Annotated in this window: 17 protein-coding genes and 5 tRNA genes; 4 read left to right on the top strand and 18 right to left on the bottom strand. The window is 35.7% G+C overall.

The annotated features are described in order from the left end of the window. Positions 1-17: 17 nt before the first annotated feature. The 3 genes from alr to fadR form a co-directional block, all read right to left on the bottom strand. On the bottom strand, positions 18-1130 hold the full coding sequence (gene alr, locus CUB63_RS02015; RefSeq protein WP_109847343.1) for an alanine racemase: 1113 nt from the start codon (positions 1128-1130) through the stop codon (positions 18-20). 13 nt (positions 1131-1143) lie between these two features. Next, positions 1144-2448, bottom strand: a complete 1305-nt coding sequence (locus CUB63_RS02010) for a D-amino acid dehydrogenase (RefSeq protein ID WP_072064115.1) — start codon at positions 2446-2448, stop codon at positions 1144-1146. 475 nt (positions 2449-2923) lie between these two features. Continuing rightward, positions 2924-3643 carry a fatty acid metabolism transcriptional regulator FadR gene (gene fadR / locus CUB63_RS02005; protein ID WP_072064116.1) on the bottom strand — a complete coding sequence of 240 codons (720 nt, stop codon included), beginning with the start codon at positions 3641-3643 and terminating at the stop codon, positions 2924-2926. Between the two features lie 233 nt (positions 3644-3876). Here fadR and nhaB point away from each other — a divergent pair, with 233 nt between their 5' ends. Next, complete coding sequence (gene nhaB / locus CUB63_RS02000; RefSeq protein ID WP_109847342.1) at positions 3877-5421, top strand: sodium/proton antiporter NhaB; 1545 nt, start codon at positions 3877-3879, stop codon at positions 5419-5421. A gap of 178 nt (positions 5422-5599) precedes the next feature. Further along, positions 5600-6124, top strand: coding sequence for a disulfide bond formation protein DsbB (dsbB, locus tag CUB63_RS01995; protein WP_109847341.1), 525 nt, complete (start codon positions 5600-5602; stop codon positions 6122-6124). Between the two features lie 84 nt (positions 6125-6208). Here the strand turns inward: dsbB and CUB63_RS01990 are convergent, their stop codons facing one another. The 4 genes from CUB63_RS01990 to CUB63_RS01975 all read right to left on the bottom strand — a co-directional run bounded on the left by CUB63_RS01990 (position 6209) and on the right by CUB63_RS01975 (position 9137). After that, a complete protein-coding gene (locus CUB63_RS01990; protein ID WP_375804011.1) occupies positions 6209-6484 on the bottom strand; it encodes a putative hemolysin in 276 nt (91 codons plus the stop codon). A gap of 69 nt (positions 6485-6553) precedes the next feature. Further along, positions 6554-6886, bottom strand: coding sequence for an SMR family transporter (locus CUB63_RS01985; RefSeq protein ID WP_006532970.1), 333 nt, complete (start codon positions 6884-6886; stop codon positions 6554-6556). Between the two features lie 142 nt (positions 6887-7028). Then, positions 7029-8258 (bottom strand): sugar transporter, encoded by a 1230-nt coding sequence (locus CUB63_RS01980; RefSeq protein ID WP_109847339.1) that lies wholly within the window; start codon positions 8256-8258, stop codon positions 7029-7031. 459 nt (positions 8259-8717) lie between these two features. Beyond that, positions 8718-9137, bottom strand: a complete 420-nt coding sequence (locus CUB63_RS01975; RefSeq protein ID WP_006532973.1) for a hypothetical protein — start codon at positions 9135-9137, stop codon at positions 8718-8720. A 463-nt stretch (positions 9138-9600) separates the two neighbouring features. Between CUB63_RS01975 and CUB63_RS17480 the strand changes: the two genes are divergently transcribed. Beyond that, positions 9601-9753 (top strand): hypothetical protein, encoded by a 153-nt coding sequence (locus CUB63_RS17480; protein ID WP_157955967.1) that lies wholly within the window; start codon positions 9601-9603, stop codon positions 9751-9753. Positions 9754-10027: 274 nt separating this feature from the next. Then, the gene (locus CUB63_RS01970; RefSeq protein ID WP_170110778.1) at positions 10028-11059 is read left to right on the top strand and encodes a glycosyltransferase family 9 protein; all 1032 of its coding nucleotides are present in this window, start codon (positions 10028-10030) and stop codon (positions 11057-11059) included. A 118-nt stretch (positions 11060-11177) separates the two neighbouring features. On the opposite strand, the gene CUB63_RS01965 is transcribed toward CUB63_RS01970, so the two are convergent. The 11 genes from CUB63_RS01965 to CUB63_RS01920 all read right to left on the bottom strand — a co-directional run bounded on the left by CUB63_RS01965 (position 11178) and on the right by CUB63_RS01920 (position 18828). Then, positions 11178-11264: transfer RNA gene (locus CUB63_RS01965), tRNA-Leu, on the bottom strand. A gap of 169 nt (positions 11265-11433) precedes the next feature. After that, a tRNA-Leu gene (locus CUB63_RS01960) sits at positions 11434-11520 on the bottom strand. Positions 11521-11645: 125 nt separating this feature from the next. Continuing rightward, positions 11646-11732, bottom strand: a tRNA-Leu gene (locus CUB63_RS01955). 5 nt (positions 11733-11737) lie between these two features. Beyond that, positions 11738-11811: transfer RNA gene (locus CUB63_RS01950), tRNA-Cys, on the bottom strand. Between the two features lie 25 nt (positions 11812-11836). Next, a tRNA-Gly gene (locus tag CUB63_RS01945) sits at positions 11837-11912 on the bottom strand. Between the two features lie 141 nt (positions 11913-12053). Continuing rightward, a complete protein-coding gene (gene pgsA, locus CUB63_RS01940) occupies positions 12054-12602 on the bottom strand; it encodes a CDP-diacylglycerol--glycerol-3-phosphate 3-phosphatidyltransferase (RefSeq protein WP_006532975.1) in 549 nt (182 codons plus the stop codon). Between the two features lie 55 nt (positions 12603-12657). Then, the gene (gene uvrC, locus CUB63_RS01935) at positions 12658-14490 is read right to left on the bottom strand and encodes an excinuclease ABC subunit UvrC (protein ID WP_109400589.1); all 1833 of its coding nucleotides are present in this window, start codon (positions 14488-14490) and stop codon (positions 12658-12660) included. Then, a complete protein-coding gene (locus CUB63_RS01930) occupies positions 14474-15037 on the bottom strand; it encodes a LuxR C-terminal-related transcriptional regulator (RefSeq protein WP_229096581.1) in 564 nt (187 codons plus the stop codon). Before CUB63_RS01930 ends, uvrC begins: the two co-directional genes overlap by 17 nt. Before the next feature lie 243 nt (positions 15038-15280). Next, complete coding sequence (locus tag CUB63_RS01925) at positions 15281-15586, bottom strand: GFA family protein (RefSeq protein WP_332299535.1); 306 nt, start codon at positions 15584-15586, stop codon at positions 15281-15283. After that, the gene (locus CUB63_RS18030) at positions 15541-15681 is read right to left on the bottom strand and encodes a GFA family protein (protein ID WP_462938045.1); all 141 of its coding nucleotides are present in this window, start codon (positions 15679-15681) and stop codon (positions 15541-15543) included. The genes CUB63_RS01925 and CUB63_RS18030 overlap by 46 nt, the downstream gene beginning before the upstream one ends. A gap of 96 nt (positions 15682-15777) precedes the next feature. Then, positions 15778-18828, bottom strand: a complete 3051-nt coding sequence (locus CUB63_RS01920; protein ID WP_109847337.1) for a DUF2339 domain-containing protein — start codon at positions 18826-18828, stop codon at positions 15778-15780. Positions 18829-18959: the final 131 nt, after the last annotated feature.

Genomic DNA, 18959 nt, shown 5'->3' with positions numbered 1-18959 from the left:
TTCTAGTTTAGTGATTATCAACAACTTTCATTTAGATCAGAAAAAGTGGAATTAGGTAAATTTATCATCACTTCGACAGTTACTCTTGGTGCTATTGCACACAGTAATTCATAACCAATAGTGCCACATGCTGTTGCAACATCATCAATAGGAAGTTCTTCCCCCCATAATTCAACAGGGCTACCGCAATTGACATCAGGAAAATCCGTAACATCAATGGTTAGCATATCCATAGAAATACGCCCTACCAATTGTGTTTTATGTCCATTAACAATAACTGGTGTGCCATCTGGTGCATGTCTTGGATAACCATCAGCATAACCACAGGCAACAACACCAATCCGCATATCACGCTCAGCGGTATATCGGCTACCATAACCTATCTGCTCACCTTTTTTGACTTGTTGAATAGCTAATATTTCACTGTTAAATGTCATTACGGGTTGTAAATCGAAATCAGCAATATCTTGCCAAACACCGGAAGGCGAAACACCATATAAAATAATGCCCGGGCGCACCCAATCTTGATAAGTTTCAGGATCAAATAACGTTGCAGCTGAATTTGCCAAACATCGAGGTAATTCATTTACCATTGCCTGATTAATGGTGGTCTTTTGTGCATCCATGTTCAAGCCAGTATCTGCATTAGCAAAATGCGACATTTGGATGATAGAGCCAATATTTTTAATACTTTTTGCACGATCAATTGCTTGTTTATAGGTGTCTGGTCGGTAACCCAACCGATTCATTCCACTATTTAGTTTAAGATAGATGTTAATCGGTTTTTCTAATTGTGCATTTTCTATAGCATCAAATTGCCAATCAGAATGTACTGTTGTTGTCAGAGAATAACGTTCTAATAAATAAACATCTTCTGGCCTAAAAAAACCTTCCAGCAAAAGGATAGGTCCTACCCATCCTTGCTCTCTTAACATGACAGCTTTGTCTAACTCAATTAATGCAAAACCATCAGTATGACTTAATGCAGGCCAAACATAGGATAAGCCATGCCCATAAGCATCTGCTTTCACAACAGACCACACTTTGCTGCCTTTAGTTCTCTCTTTAATAACAGACAGATTATGGCTTAATGCATCGAGGTTAATGGTTACTTTTGTGGGTCTGGACATGGTTTTTCCTCAATTAATAAGCCGCATCAAGTTTTTGCCCTGGTAAGAGCAATTTAGTATTAAAGCCATCGATATACCGAAACACAGATAAATCATCAGCAGCAATAGCAGGTTTATTCCCTGAAATTAAATCAGCCAATAATTGCCCGGAGCCACATGCCATTGTCCAACCTAATGTGCCATGCCCTGTATTTAATGATAAATTGCGATAAGCCGTAGGTCCTACAATAGGTGTACCATCAGGTGTCATAGGCCTTAAACCTGTCCAAAATGTAGCTTTCTCAATATCACCACCACCTTGATAAAGATCTTGTACAACCATTTTTAATGTTTCACAGCGTGATTTTAAAATATTCAGATTAAAACCAACGACCTCGGCCATTCCGCCGACACGAATTCGCTCATCAAAACGTGTTACCGCAATTTTGTAAGTTTCATCTAAAATAGTGGATGTTGGCGCTCGTGAAGCATCAATAATCGGCATCGTAAGCGAATAACCTTTAAGGGGATAAACTGGAATGGCGACTTTGTTTTTCAAAAACTCTGTTGAATAAGAGCCCATAGCCACAACATAATGATCAGCAGTTAATAATCCATCATGACATTGAACGCCCGCTACTTTATCACCATCAAATAACAAATGTTTGATTTCTTTGTTAAACAAGAATGTAACACCAGCATTTTCTGCCATTTTAGCGAGTTTTTTCGTAAAAATTTGGCAATCACCCGTTTCATCATTGGGTAAACGTAAACCACCTGTCAATTTGTGACTAACATGCTCGAGTGCGGGTTCTGCTAATTTTAGTTGATCGGCTGTTAACAATTCATAAGCAACGCCCTCTTGCTTTAATACAGCAATATCATTTGCTGCATTATCAAATTGTTTTTGATCACGGAACAGTTGCAGAGTACCACCTTGACGACCTTCGTATTCAATGCCTGTATCTTGGCGTAATTGACGAATGCAATCACGACTATATTCGGCAATACGCACCATACGACTTTTATTCATGGTGTAATGTGACGCATCACAATTACGTAACATTTGCCACATCCAACGTAATTGGAAAAGTGAGCCATCAGGTTTAATCGCTAATGGTGCGTGTTTTTGGAACATCCATTTTACTGCTTTTAATGGGATACCTGGTGCTCCCCAAGGCGTTGCATATCCTGGGGATATTTGACCTGCATTACCAGCACTAGTCTCTTCTGCTGCACTATTTTGTCTATCAACAACAATGACTTCATGGCCTTGTTGCACAAGATACCACGCACTTGTTACACCAATAACGCCGCCACCTAAGATGATCACTTTCATGGCAAGACTCCAATAATTTACATTGATATAACATAAGAATAATATTCCATACACAAAAAGCCAATATAGAATAATCATCTAGACCAATAAAAAGACAGATTTTAGAGTTAAGTCACACTTGATTGTTATTCGATAAGTAATTTTCAAAAAAAAATATTGAATTAACACGTAAAATCAACAAGATATAATTTTTACTATAACTTATAAAAATATTGCTTAATAAATTATTTTGAATTGAAGAAAGTTTTATGTGTAGGGAAAGGAAATAAGGGTTTTATTAAAATCTAAGATTGAACAATATTTTAGATTTTAATTCTTAAATTGGCTCGATTTGGTTATTCTTTTTACTAAAAATAACCTATTTAAAGCATTGCCTAAAAAAATGACCTGTTGGACTTTTTTAAATGCATAAAAAAACCAGTATCTCAAATTATGTAAATACTGGTTTTTTATTGTGATAACACAACAAACTTAATTAGCGTTTTACTTCTTCTAGGTCACTCGGTAATGGTGACTGTAAACTTTGCCAGATAATACCACTGTCTTTACCATATTGGCGGACACATTCCATGACATGCTCGACATCTTTTTGCTCACATAATACAGCCAGTTTTTTATAAAATGCTAACGCGAGTTCTTTGGCTTGAATATTTGAGAAATAATAACGGCCTACACGTGTATAAAGCCCTTTTAAGCCGTTTAAGATAAGACCATAAATTGGGTTACCTGATGCAAACGCCAATCCACGAAAAATGTTGTAATCCAGTTCACTAAACTCATCAGCACTATTTTCAGTAGTAAGTTCATGATTTAAAACTTCAATACATTTTTCAGGGCTATTTCTAAATGCTGTACGTATAAAAATAGCAGAGATATTGGTTCTGACAGCCAATAAGTTATCTATTAATTGTGGTACTCGATCATGATCAAGGCGAGCGACTGTTTCAAGGATATTAAGGCCTGATGTTTCCCAGAAATTGTTTACCTTCGTTGGCTTTCCGTGCTGAATAGTTAACCAACCATCACGAGCAAGGCGTTGTAACACTTCTCTTAATGTAGTTCTTGTAACGCCAATTAATTCAGACAGCTCACGTTCCGCTGGAAGAATAGATCCAGGAGGAAAACGATTATTCCAAATGCTTTCAACAATATACTCTTCCGCAAAACCTGCGGGGCTTTGAGCCTTAATAACCATATTTTTATTTCTTCCGAAGCGACTTTTCTGCTAATAATGGAAAATATAATATCAGAATGCGTAATTTTGATATAGCTCAACCATCATTAAATAGTGAATGGCATCATAAAACTTGATGTCGTTTTACTAATTAATTATGACTAATGAGCTTAATTTCACAGCGATTAGCGCGTACTATGGTTAGATTGCATAATATTGCGCTAAAAATCTCTTTTTGGAGGATGAGAAACCTAATGGATATGAGTATAAGACAAGCACTACTAAAGAACTTTATGGGGAACTCCCCAGATTGGTATAAGCTTGCTATTCTTACTTTTTTAATTATCAACCCACTGATTTTTTTCTTTGTTGACCCTTTTGTTGCCGGCTGGCTATTAGTTGTAGAATTTATTTTTACACTGTCCATGGCACTAAAGTGTTATCCATTACAACCCGGAGGATTACTTGCTATTGAGGCCGTCATCATTGGTATGACTACCCCAAAACAGATTGGTCATGAAATTGCCAACAACCTTGAAGTGATTTTGCTTCTTGTTTTTATGGTTGCTGGTATCTATTTTATGAAGCAATTATTACTGTTTGCTTTTACTAAACTACTGTTATCTATTCGTTCTAAACGACTGTTATCTATTGCTTTTTGCTTTGCAAGTGCATTTTTATCTGCCTTTTTAGATGCTTTAACCGTTATCGCGGTTGTCATCAGTGTCTCTCTCGGTTTCTACTCTATTTATCATAATTTTGCGTCTAATCAATCAGGTACAGAATTAAGTAATGATGGGTTTATTGATACCGCAGAAAAAAAACAAACTTTAGAACAATTCCGTGCCTTTTTACGCAGCTTAATGATGCATGCCGGTGTCGGTACTGCGTTAGGTGGCGTAATGACCATGGTGGGTGAACCACAAAACCTGATTATTGCAAAACATTTAGAATGGGATTTCGTGACTTTCTTTATCAGAATGTCACCTGTAACTATTCCAGTCTTCTTTGCTGGTCTTGCGGTGTGCTACTTTGTAGAACGCTTTAAGCTCTTTGGTTATGGCGCTGAATTACCTGATTTGGTTCGTAAAGTTCTAACTGAATACGACAAGAAAAACAGTGAAAAACGCACTTCTCAAGAAAAAGCACAACTAATAATCCAAGCATTAATTGGTATTTGGTTGGTTGTTGCTTTAGCGCTCCATTTAGCAGAAGTCGGTATTATCGGTTTATCTGTTATTATTCTCACCACTGCATTTTGTGGGATCACAGAAGAACATGCGCTTGGTAAAGCATTTGAAGAGGCCTTGCCTTTCACTGCATTATTAACCGTTTTTTTCTCTATTGTTGCTGTTATTATTGATCAACAATTATTTGGCCCTATTATTCAGTTTGTTCTTCAAGCTTCAGAATCCTCACAACTGTCTCTTTTTTACCTCTTCAATGGCCTATTATCTGCTATTTCAGATAACGTGTTTGTGGGTACTGTTTATATCAGTGAAGCTTTAACAGCATTGCAAGATGGGTTAATTAGCCAATCACAATATGAGCATATTGGTGTTGCTATTAATACAGGTACAAACTTACCTTCTGTTGCGACTCCAAATGGTCAAGCCGCATTCCTGTTCTTATTAACATCAGCACTATCACCACTCATCCGCTTATCATATGGCCGTATGGTGATAATGGCACTGCCATATACTATTGTGATGACATTATTTGGTTTACTGGCGGTTGAATTCTGGCTTGTTCCTGCAACACATTGGTTCTATGACATTGGTTTAGTTGCTATTCCATAACAATTGCTCCACAGTTACACCACATAAATAGGACTTTTATTCGATAAAAGTCCTATTTTCTTCATAAAAACAAGCTTCAATGTAAATATTTGTGAAATAACGGATTTTAACTTTTTTTGCGCTTGATTTTTGGGCAAAATAGACACTTATTTTATTTAATATTTAAATGGATATTATTATGCTGACATCTCTTCGTCACTGGTCCCAAAGCCGTTTTTCATGGCTGTTGCTTGCATTAACTGCAATAGGTCTTGAAGGTGCTGCATTGTATTTTCAGTACGGAATGGAATTAATGCCTTGTGTAATGTGCGTCTATCAACGCATCGCGGTATTAGGGATCTTAGTTGCGGCATTGATTGGGGCATCCGCACCTAAAATGACACTTATGCGTATGGCCAGTAGTTTTTTATGGATTTATTCCGCATACCGAGGAATTGAACTCTCTTGGGAGCATACACAACTTATTCTGAATCCCTCACCTTTTGCAACCTGTGACTTTTTTGTCACATTACCTTCTTGGTTTGCCTTGCAAGATTGGTTCCCTGCTGTATTCCAAGCAACCGGTGATTGTTCTGTCAGCCAATGGCAATTCTTAACTTTAGAAATGCCACAATGGATGCTTATTATTTTCTCTGCTTATTTTGTTGTAGGTTTATTAGTATTAGTGAGCCAAATAACAAGTTCTTTTAAAACAAAAGAATAAAAAAGAAAATAGCCTTTAGCGATAAACTAAGGGCTATTTTTATAATAGAAAAACAGCGATTAAATATTCAACCAAAGACAAACTTTAACCTGGAATACAAGCCCCTTCTATTAAAGCTTGTTCACTACAACGCTTACCATTAGCGAACTGACACACGGGTGTCTGACCGCCATGCAATTCATAGTTTAAAGACGGCACACCACCTGAAAAGACACAGGTAGCCTTGGCTGATTCTTCTAAGGGAATATCAGGACTAGTTATCAGTATTGTCCGACTCTTACTCACTATTTGTGTAGATGGGTGTTGTGTCTGCTCTGAATTACTGCATCCTGCAATAAAAGCAAAGCTAGTTAGCAGCATAGATAGATAACAAGCTATTTTAAATTTCTTTTGCATTAAAGAGACCCTAATTTCTTCCAGTTATTCCTATTAATGTGAAGCACTTTTTGAAAGTAGATTTATAACTAAAACACCAGCAATAATTAAAGTCATACCAACAATGGCAGGTAAATCGAGCTTTTGTTGATAGAGAAACACCGCTGCAACAGAAACTAAAACTATTCCTAATCCACTCCATATTGCATAAGCAATGCCTAATGGCATAACTTTTACCACTTGAGAAAGTGCCCAAAAAGAAAAACAGTAACCAATGACGACTACAATAGACGGATATAATCGGCTAAAACCATCAGAAGCTTTCAGCATTGTTGTCGCAATGACTTCAGATATAATTGCCAACATTAGGTAAGTTAATCCATTCATTTTTTCGTCTTAATCCTATACAAAGTCAATTTTGTGAATTCTATCACAAGCAAGATTAAGGATATTCATCTACAACAAATAAAAAAGGCACTCTTTCTATTGAATAAGTGCCTTTATATTATGGAAGTTTGGGAGTACTTATTTAGTGTTGATGGAGTTGATTTTTTTGACGGGGTTCCCCGCCCATAGAAACACGATAGCGATTAAAGATAAAACCACACCAAACCACTGCAATAATACTTAATATTGTTCCTGCATAACCAATATTTGTCATACCGGCATGTAAAATAACCTGATTACCAATCAATGCCCCAGCACCAATACCAATATTAAAAATACCAGAATAGATAGACATAGCGATATCAGTTGCATCAGGGGCTAAATCAATCACTTTAACTTGCATTCCTAGCCCAATACACATAAATCCAATCCCCCAAAATATAATCAGTACAATAAATGCTGTTAGATTCTGGCTACTGATCATTAATAAGCCTAAACAAAAAGTAAGCAATATTAAGGCTGAAAATAAGAATGATGTTGGCATTTTGGCACTATAACGACTAAATAACACGCTACCAATGATACCGGCTCCACCAAAAATCAATAAAACTAACGTAGCAAAATTCTGATCCAGACCCGCAATATCAACGACAAAAGGCTCGATATAACTATACGCTGTAAAATGCGCTGTTACGGCAATAACCGTTAATAGAAAGATCCCCATAAGCGGGCCACGCTTTAATAACATTGGCACACTTTTTAGTGACCCTGAATGCTCACTTGGTAATAAAGGTAAATAGCGCATTAATGCAAACAGGGTAATTAAGGCTAATATCCCAATACCCATAAATGTTGCACGCCATCCTAACCACTGCCCAACAACACGACCAATAGGTAAACCTAATACTGTTGCAAGTGCTGTTCCTGTTGCTAATAAGCCTAATGCCTGGGCGCGTTTACCAGCAGGCGCCACTCTAATGGCCAGTGACGCGGTAATAGACCAAAATACAGCATGAGAAAAAGCGACACCAATACGCCCTACTATCAGTGATTTAAAATCCCACGCGACGCTAGATAAAATATGACTTAAAATAAAAAGTATAAATAAAATAATAAGTAACTTACGTCGCTCAACTTTACTTGTCATTATCATTAAAGGCAGAGACATTAAAGCAACAACCCAAGCATATATCGTGATCATTAAACCTGTTTGAGCAGGGAGCATACCGAAGCTTTCAGAAATATCACTTAACAGAGCAACAGGAACAAATTCTGTTGTATTAAAAACGAAAGCCGCGAATGATAATATTATTACTCTGATCCATGCTGTTTGACGACTAACTTCATTTACGTTTGATGTTGCGATATTCATAGTTAATAGATACTTTCTTAAATTATATTGATATATATACCATATTTTTTTGTAGAAGTTTTGTCTGATTTTCTTTTCTTACTTGAGATAAAATGGATTAATTACATTGAAAATAAAAAAAAGCATAAAGATAAAAATGCATTTTATTAGAAACAAAAAATAAACCAAATTATCACTAAACTTCATTGCTAAAGCGAATCAGCTATTAATTTTAGCATATTCACATCGCAACTTTAAATCCCTTTAGCAACTTCTTTTTAACGTTAACATAATCTACTAATAGTAAAACTGTAGATATAAATGACCGGTTATTACTTTATATTGGAAAGTAGAAATTTACTCTTTTTAAGAAAAATATATCGTGTATTCATTGAATTAAGTTAAGATATATTAATTTAATAACCGAAAATAATCTTATTTTTGGATAAAAGATAAATAAAAATAGAAAGGATATTGAGATTACTGACTTAATTCATTAATAACTTGAAGTGCTTGTTCGCAAGCAATGTTTTTCGTAGGTGATGTTGAACCATTAAAAGCATTTTTGATAGTCGAAATTTGTTCTTTTGCTGGTCGTGGTAGCACTAAATTTCCATTAGAAAGCGCTTTTTCAACATCGTTTAGTTTTTCAGCTAACTGCTGGCAACTTCCATTATTATCTTTAGATTGATAAAGAGCCATCAGCGTATCGTGTTTTGCTTCTACGGTAGAAAAAGTTTCACGTAATGTTGATGACGAATTCTCAATCACTTCGTGGCTTTCACTCCAAAACTCATCTGTATTTTCTTTAATCACAGACTCTATTAAAATAGCAACAAGAATAGCTAGCATAATAGTCAGCGATAACACTCCTCCTGTAATAATAAGTATCTGTTTCATATAAAACTCCACATATAAACCATATTTTTTTAATATTTCTTTTTAAGATATATAGTTTAAATAAACCAGGTTCAATCTGAATTACGATTCTTTTTATTTTTTACATTTTATTACGGAGATATACAGTTCTATTTATTTTCACTTCTGAGAAATCAACAAATAATAAATCGATAAGACTGTGATTTATTAAATACTACCTATCATATTTTTCATTTTTACTTTCTAAAATTCTTATTAAAAAATTAATTATCAAAAATTTATTTCATACATTATGATATTTTAACTACTACAATATTAATTAATTTATACCGTATGGAGCCTATCTGAAGAGATTAAAAAAATAATATTATTAACTCAAAACCAGTAATTCGATTTTTGTTACTACAATCCGACAACTATTTATTTTGGAAAGAATTCTCTTGCTAAATTAAATGATGAATTACCGCATTATGGCGAAACAGTTATGTTGAAGTATAGCCGTATCACATCATTAGAAACCTTAGGAGCAACAAGAGAGATGCTACCAAGTATTGCTCAATCCACAACAATTATTGATAAAGGCTATAGGAAATTAACAACAAAAAATGTCCTGAATATTTTAGACGCTTGTTTTTAACGATGATTTTAAAAAATTACTATTGTGTAAGTTGTTAAAAACAAGTTACATATCAAAATGTATCATAAGTAAGGTGATTATTTATAGATAATCACCTTACTTTCTACAAGTCAGCATAATGATTACTCATTTCCAATCCAAAAAAGTAATTAATTTTTTGATAGTAATGCCTAAACATATCGAATAGCTTATAATCATAAACATACATTATGATTAACGCTTAAGTTATTACTTACAGTGTTATTTTTTCATTCGAGTATGAATAAATCTAATTATGACCAAAATATTAATAATACAAAGAGATAACATTGGTGATTTAATACTTACAACACCATTAATTGATGCTCTTGCCCACGAATACAATACAAAAATTGATCTTCTCGTAAATTCTTACAATCAAGCAATCTTAGAAGGTAACCCTTCTGTCGGAAATGTACATATTTACAGTAAGTTACATCATAAAAAATCAGGACAATCGTCCTTAAAGCTCATTCTAAGTCGCTTAAAAATTATTTTTGATATGCGTCGTCAGCATTATGATATTGCAATTGTTGCTCGCGATCATTGGGCCAAAAGAGCATTACAATGGGCCAAATTATCAGGTGCTAAACGGATTATCGCTATTGGCGATGACGCGCCATCAGCAGTGACAGATCCCATTCCAACACCGTCTAACAAAGGTCATATCGCTGAGTTATTCTGTCAACTAGCTCGTCCTCTTGGAATAGAGAAAAAAGCCGGCCCTTTGAAGTTGTATGTTAAAGACGAAGAGATCTCTACAATTCGGCAACGCATTAAAATAACTGAAAATGTTCCTGTTTACGGCTTACAAATCAGCTCACGTAAACCACAACAACGTTGGCAAGCAGAAAAATTTATCGCGTTAGCACACCAATTAACGCAACGCGAAAAATGCCATGTTCTTCTCTTTTGGTCGCCAGGAAGCAATGATAATAAGCAGCATCCTAGTGATGATGAAAAAGCACAATTTATACTCGAACAATGTAAAGATATCCCTATTACGCCAGTGCCTACGCAAAATCTTCGAGAATTAATGGCGGGTATGTCTTTATGTGATCAGATGCTAACCAGCGATGGTGGTGCATTACATATTTCAGTCGGTGTTGGTGTGCCAACAGTAGCAATGTTTGGTAATAGTGATGCTGATTTTTGGGGACCATGGCATATTACCAGTGAAGTACTGAAAGCACCTGAAGATACTGTAGGGCTTCTTACGGTAGACGATGTATTGACTCGTTTTATTGCACTAAGAAATCGAGTTACTATTTTAGATACAAATAACTAATCGACTATTACTAAAAAAACAATAATTAACTGAAAATCACCTTATTACTACAACTGATAAGGTGATTTTTATTTTTTATGATCAAAAAAAAGACCTCAATGAGGTCCGTTTTTTTATATGGTGCCCAGGGCGGGACTTGAACCCGCACAGCCTTACAGCCGAGGGATTTTAAATCCCTTGTGTCTACCGATTTCACCACCTGGGCTAAATTGTATTTACTTGTTACGCATAATACTTACTTATCATACAATTTAAATAACAAATAAATTTAAAACGTTATGTCTAAAATAACTAACTTCAGTTTTTTGATTTTTCTCTCTAACTTATCGCTAGAGGAAGAAAAAACGGACCTAAGTTAAGGTCCGCTATTTATATGGTGCCCAGGGCGGGACTTGAACCCGCACAGCCTTACAGCCGAGGGATTTTAAATCCCTTGTGTCTACCGATTTCACCACCTGGGCTAAATTCTGTGGTACGCCCGTAAATTCTTATTACTAAGAAAGATACTGGTATGGACGACTTATTTATTCTTCACTGCCATTTATAATGGACTTTCTTTTTGCACCTAACTCTTTATCTAAAGAGATGGTGCCCAGGGCGGGACTTGAACCCGCACAGCCTTACAGCCGAGGGATTTTAAATCCCTTGTGTCTACCGATTTCACCACCTGGGCATTAATGGAGGCGCGTCCCGGAATCGAACCGAGGTACACGGATTTGCAATCCGCTGCATGACCACTCTGCCAACGCGCCTCAACTACTCAATCTCATAAGAGATTGGAGCGGGAAACGAGACTCGAACTCGCGACCCCAACCTTGGCAAGGTTGTGCTCTACCAACTGAGCTATTCCCGCTTTACCGAACTTGCTGATTTACTTATTTATTTCCGTAAACCGTTGTGCCTTTCGATGCGTTGCATTCTACTGATTTCCTGAATCTAGTCAACACTATATTTGCATCTTTTTGACTGTTCGGTGAATTTTCAGTCATTTCGATCAACCTTCACGCAAATCTGACCACGCAGCGCTCAAATATTGAAACATTGACCAGAAAGTCAACACTGTTGCGATATATAATAAAGCGAATCCAAACCACTCTGCTTCAATAGTAGGACGCCATAATAACACAACCAACGATCCCATTTGTGCGGTCGTCTTCACTTTTCCTATCCAAGAAACAGCAACACTGTTACGTTTTCCTAATTCAGCCATCCATTCCCTTAATGAAGAGATAATAATTTCACGAGCAATCATTGTTGCTGCTGGTAAAGTTATCCACCACTCATGATAGTATTCAGTAATTAAAACAAGTGCTGTTGCAACCATTACTTTATCCGCTACTGGATCGAGAAAAGCGCCAAAGCGGGTAGTTTGTTTCCATCTACGTGCTAAAAAGCCATCAAACCAGTCTGTTGCAGCTGCTACCATAAAAATAATAGCGCAGACTAATGGAGCATCTTTGAATGGTAAATAAAACACCAAAACAAAGAATGGAATTAGAGCGACACGAAATAGAGTTAGCCAAGTTGGGATATTTAGTTGCATAGCGTTCTACACGACCTAGAAAAGTGAGAGTTATTAATATGGTGCATCAATACACTTAGTGTTTCAACGCATTAAAAATTTTTTCTGCTAATGCAGTCGAAATTGTCGGAACTTTCGCAATTTCTTCAACACTTGCATCTCGTAAAGCTTGTAGCCCCCCCATATATTTCAACAACATTTGACGACGCTTAGGTCCGACACCTTCAATAGACTCCAATGAACTGGTATTTTTTACTTTGGCTCTACGTTGACGATGTCCAGTTATCGCATGACGATGCGATTCATCACGAATATGTTGAATCAAATGTAACGCAGGTGAATCGGAAGGCAACGCCATTCCTTCCCCCTCCGGCACAAAAAACAAGGTTTCAAGCCCTGCCTTACGGTCACTCCCTTTTGCAACACCAATTAATTTCGGGTGTGATTTGTCCCAATCAACATTAAGAGAATCAAATACCTCTATTGCTTGTGCTAATTGCCCTTTACCACCATCAATAAAGATAATATCTGGAACCTTGCTGTCTTCTAATGGTTTACCATAACGTCGAGTGAGCACTTGATTCATTGCCGCATAATCATCACCAGGAGTAATACCACTGATATTATAGCGCCTATATTCCGATTTTAATGGGCCATTCATGTCAAATACTACACATGAAGCCACAGTTTGCTCTCCCATAGTGTGACTAATATCAAAACATTCCATTCGTTTTATCTCTTTCATATCAAGAAGAGACATCAAAGAGGTATAACGTTGTGAAATTGTCGATTGCTCGACTTGTTTTGAAGCCAATGCCGTAGCTGCGTTTGTTCTAGCTAATTTCAAATAGCGCGCCCTATCGCCACGCGGTTTGGTTTGAATTTGAATCTTTCGCCCTGCAATTGAAGATATAGATTCAGAAAGAATAACTTTATCTTCTAAATTAAAATCAAGCAAAATTTCAGTGGGTAAAGTACGAATTGCACTGCCTTGTAAATAAAATTGACCAATAAAAGTCTGAACAACCTCATCAATTGAGGTATTCGCAGGAACTTTAGGAAAATAACTCCGACTTCCTAACACTTTACCTTGACGGAAAAAGAGAACATAAACACAAGCAATCGCACCATTAAAAGCAACACTTATCACATCAAGATCATCACCAATATTGGCAACAAATTGTTTTTCAGTCACTTGCCTTACTGCTTGGATTTGATCTCGGATGCGAGCAGCCTCTTCAAAACGTAATTCTTGGCTTGCTTCTTCCATACGTTTAACCAATCCGTCAATAACTTGCGTATCATCACCTGAAAGGAAAAGTCGCACATAATTAACTTGTTGGGCATATTCTTCATCAGAAACATAGCCTTTTACACAAGGAGCAAGACAACGACCAATTTGATATTGCAAACAAGGTCTTGAACGATTGCGATAAACACTATCTTCGCATTGACGAATAGGAAACAATTTTTGCATTAATGCCAGTGTTTCTCTTACTGCAAAAGAGTTAGGGAAAGGTCCAAAATATTCCCCTTTGGCATGTTTGGCTCCTCGATAACTAGCAATTCTGGGATGTTTATCACCACTTAAATAGATATAAGGATAAGATTTATCATCTCGTAGCAACACATTATAGCGAGGTTGATAACGTTGGATGTAGCTGTGCTCAAGCAATAAAGCTTCCGTTTCTGTATGGGTGATCGTGACATCAATATTTGCGATACACTTCACTAAAGCTTCGGTCTTACGGCTATTTACCTGTGTGCGAAAATAGCTAGAAAGCCTTTTTTTCAGATCCTTAGCTTTACCTACATAGATTACTGTGTCTGTCGCATCATACATCCGATACACACCCGGTTTATCTGTGATTCGGCTTAAGAATGCTTTGGCGTCAAATTTGTCTTCCACTTTGTAAATGACTCTCTATCTCAATTAACCCATAACGTATTGCTATATGTGTTAATTCTACATCACCTGAGATTTTAAGTTTACTAAACATTCGGTAACGATAGCTATTTACTGTTTTTGTATTAATATTCAACTCACTTGCGATTTGTGTGATTTTTTTCCCTCTGATGATCATCGACATAATCTGCAATTCTCTTTCAGACAAATGATGTAAAGGATTTAATTCTTGCTGTAATTTTGTTAGCGCGATTTCCATTGCTAACTCTTGGCTTATATACCGCTGACCGATACAAACCTGTCGAATAGCTTGCAGAATATTTTCACAAGAAGTATCAACAATAATAAAGCCTTCAATACCCAATTGAAGAAGTGTTATTGATAATATAGAGTCTGTTTTTGGTGAAATAACAATTATTTTAATTGATAAAGATGAACGCTTTATTCTTTTTATAGAATCAATTAATGAAACTGAAGGTGCTGAGTAAAAAATAATAAGATTAACCGAAAATTGTCGGCAATAGCGGAATGCATCACTTTCATCATTCATTACCTTTCGAACATTAATTTTTTTAATCTGACTAAGAAGTGTTTTTATTCCCAAGCTAAATATTTCAACTCGACTTATTATCAATGTATTTATCAATAACTCTTTCCTTTTAAATTAAAATATAACAAAGAATGTTAAATCAACTTTCCATAAATTTTAACATGATTATTATACTATAATAAAAAAGGCTCATATAGAAAAGAGCCTTTAAAAAATATAAAAAAATCAATAAATAAAATATTATTAATTGAACATATTCATAATATCTTGTTCTGTTAGCATTGGTGTTTTTTCTACAAAATTATAATAGTGGGGTTTGCTATCTATATAAATTTGCATTGTCAGTTTGCTTTCTTTCGCATCAGGAAATAATCCTGCTGACACATAGTAAGTATGAGTTTCTTTTAGAAGGTAAAAAAGATGAGAGCCACAATGCTTACAAAATGCTCGCTCACCCCATGAAGATGAATCATAGCGTGTTATATATTCTTCACCTTCAATCTTCAAATCTGATTTGCAATCAATTGAAAAACCAGGCCCCCATTCCAACGTAAACACATACTGCAATGACAAACGCTGAGCGCAGAGATATCTTGTGCTGTTGATAATTTAACTTTACCGCATAAACATTGACCTTGATGCATTATAGTTCTCCTTTCCATTAAATCATGCATTAATCATTTAAGATTATATGCATGATTTAATTTTTATAATAAACACAATGTAAGCATAAATATTACTTACACACTTGTATTGTTACTCTGTTTTTTCGGCGGTAGTGGTGAGAAATATCCAATTAATAAAATCAGTATTGCAACACCAATAAAGGCCAATGCTCTGAGTAATCCACTACTTAATGATGTGTCAATTAGGAAAAGTTTAGCGATAACCACCGCCAACAGTACACCACCAATAAACCATTGTGAACGTGACTTCTTACGTGTCGCCATCACCATAGTTACTAATGCAGTAATTGCCCAAATAATTGCTAATACTGTTTGGATCACTTTGGAATTAATTATTGCATAACTCGACCAATCAACATCTGTTGCAAAGACTAATCCTCTTAATAGAACACCATTTGCCCACCAGAAAATCATAGCCGGAATAATGTAATTCAATATAGGTAAGCTATTTTTCAATAATGCTTGATATTTAGGTGATTGTTTTATTACTGAAATAAATTGATAACCAATCCATATTCCAATAATACCCATTAGATCCATCAAATTAAATAATGGAATAAATTTAATTCCACTTTCAGTGCCATCATTAAAGTTTGCAAAGATTAAAGAGAGTGCTAGTAAACCTAAAATAGGTAAAGTGACTATCCAATAAGCATCTTGGTACTCTTTTGTCCAATTCACTTTCATTGCGAATATATAGCTTATTGCAATAAATAAACTGATAACAAAAATTACACTTGCAAAATGTAAGCTCACATAAAGATACGTAACATCCATTAACCAAATAATTTCAGTAAATAAGAAGAGACCAATAAAGATAAGATGCATACTGTGGATCAATGCTTTATTTATCCTTTGTTTCGGCAATAATGTATTTACTTTAAGTAAATAGAAACCACTAGCAAAAATTGCGAACCAGATAATCGCACTTAACCAATTATCAATTAACGAACCTGCAAGATAGATATATACCAACATAATAAGTGCTGACATCGGCCATAATAAAATAGAGCAACTTGCCAACTCAAAAAATTGGGATTTCTTCCCAGCAAAGAACATGCCCCAACAGCTGATAAGAATAAAAGCAAAAGTAATGGATTTTACTTCTGGAGAGAACCAATGTTCACCATATTCTTGTAAAAGTAAAACACTATATCCCCAGCTTACAGCAGAAATAAACAGTGTGACATATCCAATAGCTCGATTATCAATATTAGTAAATTGCGCTCGATACCACAGTACTGCGACAGCAAATACAACGATTACTTGTGTTACCAGCATTAGCCAATCACCCAACGAGATAACGGGCATGTTAAATAATAAAACAAAAGAAACTGCAACTAAAATAGTCCCTGCAATAGCGGGTTTCTTTTGCTGCTGTAAAACAGAAAAAGCAAGGATCATCATCCCTTCAATTGCCCATACAATCGATGTCCATTCAGCAGAGAATGCAAATGGTACGGCTAAAGTGGCAAAGGTGGCAGAGAGCATAAAGAAGGCAATTGCCAGCAATTTACCCTCTTTACGATAACGCTTAAGTGCAAACCAACTTAGTATAAAATAAGCTAATCCATAAAGAGATGAAGCAATAGCAACTCCATATGGCCATTCTGAGGCTAATCGATATTGGAAAATAAAACCAATTAATGGTGTGCCAAACAGTAATGTGGCATCAAAAGGAATATTAAGTTTCAGTTTATTTTTTAGTGTTGAAAGTTCCGTTGCAACACCAAAAATCAACCAATTCGCAATTAGAAATAACTGACAAGGTAAATAATCGGCATGAGTATAATTTGGTATCGCCCATATAAAACCAATACCAAAAGTAAAAGCAAAACCAATAAGATTTAATAAACGCCAAACTTGCCAATGGCTGATAATAAGAATGCCAATTGAAAGAATAAGATAATAACTAAACAAAGCAATATAATTGCCACTTCCTGTGGACAATAATACAGGCGCTAAATATCCTCCTAATGAAGCTAATACAGCTAAACTAATTGCTCGATGAAGAACTGCTAAAATAACACTGACAATACAAATAAAGACCATAATGGCTAAAGCAATGCCAATAGGAACAAAATCATAAATTTTAGTCGCAGCAAAAATAGTGATGTAGACCCCACCAATGCCGCCACCTTGTAAAATTAATGCATATATCAGGTTTTTCTTTCTAAGCCACCAGCCAATACCTAATAAGGCCAAACATCCTGTTCCCGCCATCATTAAACGTGTTGATGCTGAGACAAGTTCATTCTCAATACTGTATTTAAGTAAATAAGACAGACCAAAGAAGAGCAATAGCATCCCTATTTTAGCCAGCGGATTTCCTGTTACTACCCAATTCCAAATAAGTCCCAAAATCGATTTCTGTTGACGTTTTGGGTGAGGATTTAAATTAGGTCTATATTGCGATGCTGGTCGATTTACTTGAGGTGTAACATTTCCTAAATGACCCGTTTCAGATCCCGCAAGACTTGTACTTGTTACACCAGCACTATTCTCCACAAGCAGATCTGCTGCTGATCCAACATAGGTTTGTTTTACCTCTTTTTGGTAATGATGAGCAAAACGGCTTGTTGCTACCTTCGGCCGATATGGTTCAGGCTCTTTAGGTATAGGGGCCGTTGATATTTCTGGCTTATTAGGTTGTTTGTTTTCAAGGTTAATATCATTAACCATAGAAGCTTGGACTGATGGATTTTCTTCATTAGGAAAAGCTTTATTAAATACCTTTTCTTGTGATACTTGTGCATGTTGATATACAGGCGTACTTTTATTCTCCGCCTTATTTTGCACCTGTTCTATTGTGTCAGTAGATTCAACTGTTTTAGGTTGATAAGTTGAACCCGTTGGTTGAGGCTCTTTTTTTATATCGCGAGATAAATCCTTAACTTCACTTTTCTGAGTATCAAGCTCTGTGCGAATATCCACAGCGTTATCTTTATTTAATAACTTAAATAATTTCTCTTGTTGCTCAGTAAACTTTTCTTCAAGCTGTTTAATTCGATGTAACAATGAGTTGCTATTTATATAAGCGTGATATTGCCAATACAAAGATACCACGACAAATATTGTAACAATGAGCGTCAAAAAGTCGTCCATAAACCTAATCCTTTTGCGTTAAGCATCACATAGTTTTAATCTCTTCCCCTTAGTTATACTTTAATTTTCACAGATTTATCTTAGTTTATTCCTAAATAATCTATTTCGAGAACTCTTGATTTAAACCTAAC

Origin of the sequence: Proteus penneri (assembly GCF_003144535.1) — a bacterium.
Classification (GTDB): Bacteria; Pseudomonadota; Gammaproteobacteria; order Enterobacterales; family Enterobacteriaceae; genus Proteus; species Proteus penneri.
The sequence above is the reverse complement of the archived record's forward strand: the minus strand, read 5'-3'. Positions and strand labels throughout refer to the sequence as shown.

Bases quoted from the DNA above. Each gene is read 5' to 3' on its own strand.
- CUB63_RS01975 (WP_006532973.1), bottom strand. From the start codon at position 9,137: ATGAAACAGATACTTATTATTACAGGAGGAGTGTTATCGCTGACTATT.
- CUB63_RS01930 (WP_229096581.1), bottom strand. From the start codon at position 15,037: ATGAATGATGAAAGTGATGCATTCCGCTATTGCCGACAATTTTCGGTT.
- nhaB (WP_109847342.1), top strand. From the start codon at position 3,877: ATGGATATGAGTATAAGACAAGCACTACTAAAGAACTTTATGGGGAAC.
- CUB63_RS18030 (WP_462938045.1), bottom strand. From the start codon at position 15,681: ATGCATCAAGGTCAATGTTTATGCGGTAAAGTTAAATTATCAACAGCA.
- pgsA (WP_006532975.1), bottom strand. From the start codon at position 12,602: ATGCAACTAAATATCCCAACTTGGCTAACTCTATTTCGTGTCGCTCTA.
- CUB63_RS01920 (WP_109847337.1), bottom strand. From the start codon at position 18,828: ATGGACGACTTTTTGACGCTCATTGTTACAATATTTGTCGTGGTATCT.
- CUB63_RS02010 (WP_072064115.1), bottom strand. From the start codon at position 2,448: ATGAAAGTGATCATCTTAGGTGGCGGCGTTATTGGTGTAACAAGTGCG.
- fadR (WP_072064116.1), bottom strand. From the start codon at position 3,643: ATGGTTATTAAGGCTCAAAGCCCCGCAGGTTTTGCGGAAGAGTATATT.
- CUB63_RS01970 (WP_170110778.1), top strand. From the start codon at position 10,028: ATGACCAAAATATTAATAATACAAAGAGATAACATTGGTGATTTAATA.
- CUB63_RS01985 (WP_006532970.1), bottom strand. From the start codon at position 6,886: ATGAATGGATTAACTTACCTAATGTTGGCAATTATATCTGAAGTCATT.
- CUB63_RS17480 (WP_157955967.1), top strand. From the start codon at position 9,601: ATGTTGAAGTATAGCCGTATCACATCATTAGAAACCTTAGGAGCAACA.
- CUB63_RS01980 (WP_109847339.1), bottom strand. From the start codon at position 8,258: ATGAATATCGCAACATCAAACGTAAATGAAGTTAGTCGTCAAACAGCA.
- alr (WP_109847343.1), bottom strand. From the start codon at position 1,130: ATGTCCAGACCCACAAAAGTAACCATTAACCTCGATGCATTAAGCCAT.
- dsbB (WP_109847341.1), top strand. From the start codon at position 5,600: ATGCTGACATCTCTTCGTCACTGGTCCCAAAGCCGTTTTTCATGGCTG.
- CUB63_RS01990 (WP_375804011.1), bottom strand. From the start codon at position 6,484: ATGCTGCTAACTAGCTTTGCTTTTATTGCAGGATGCAGTAATTCAGAG.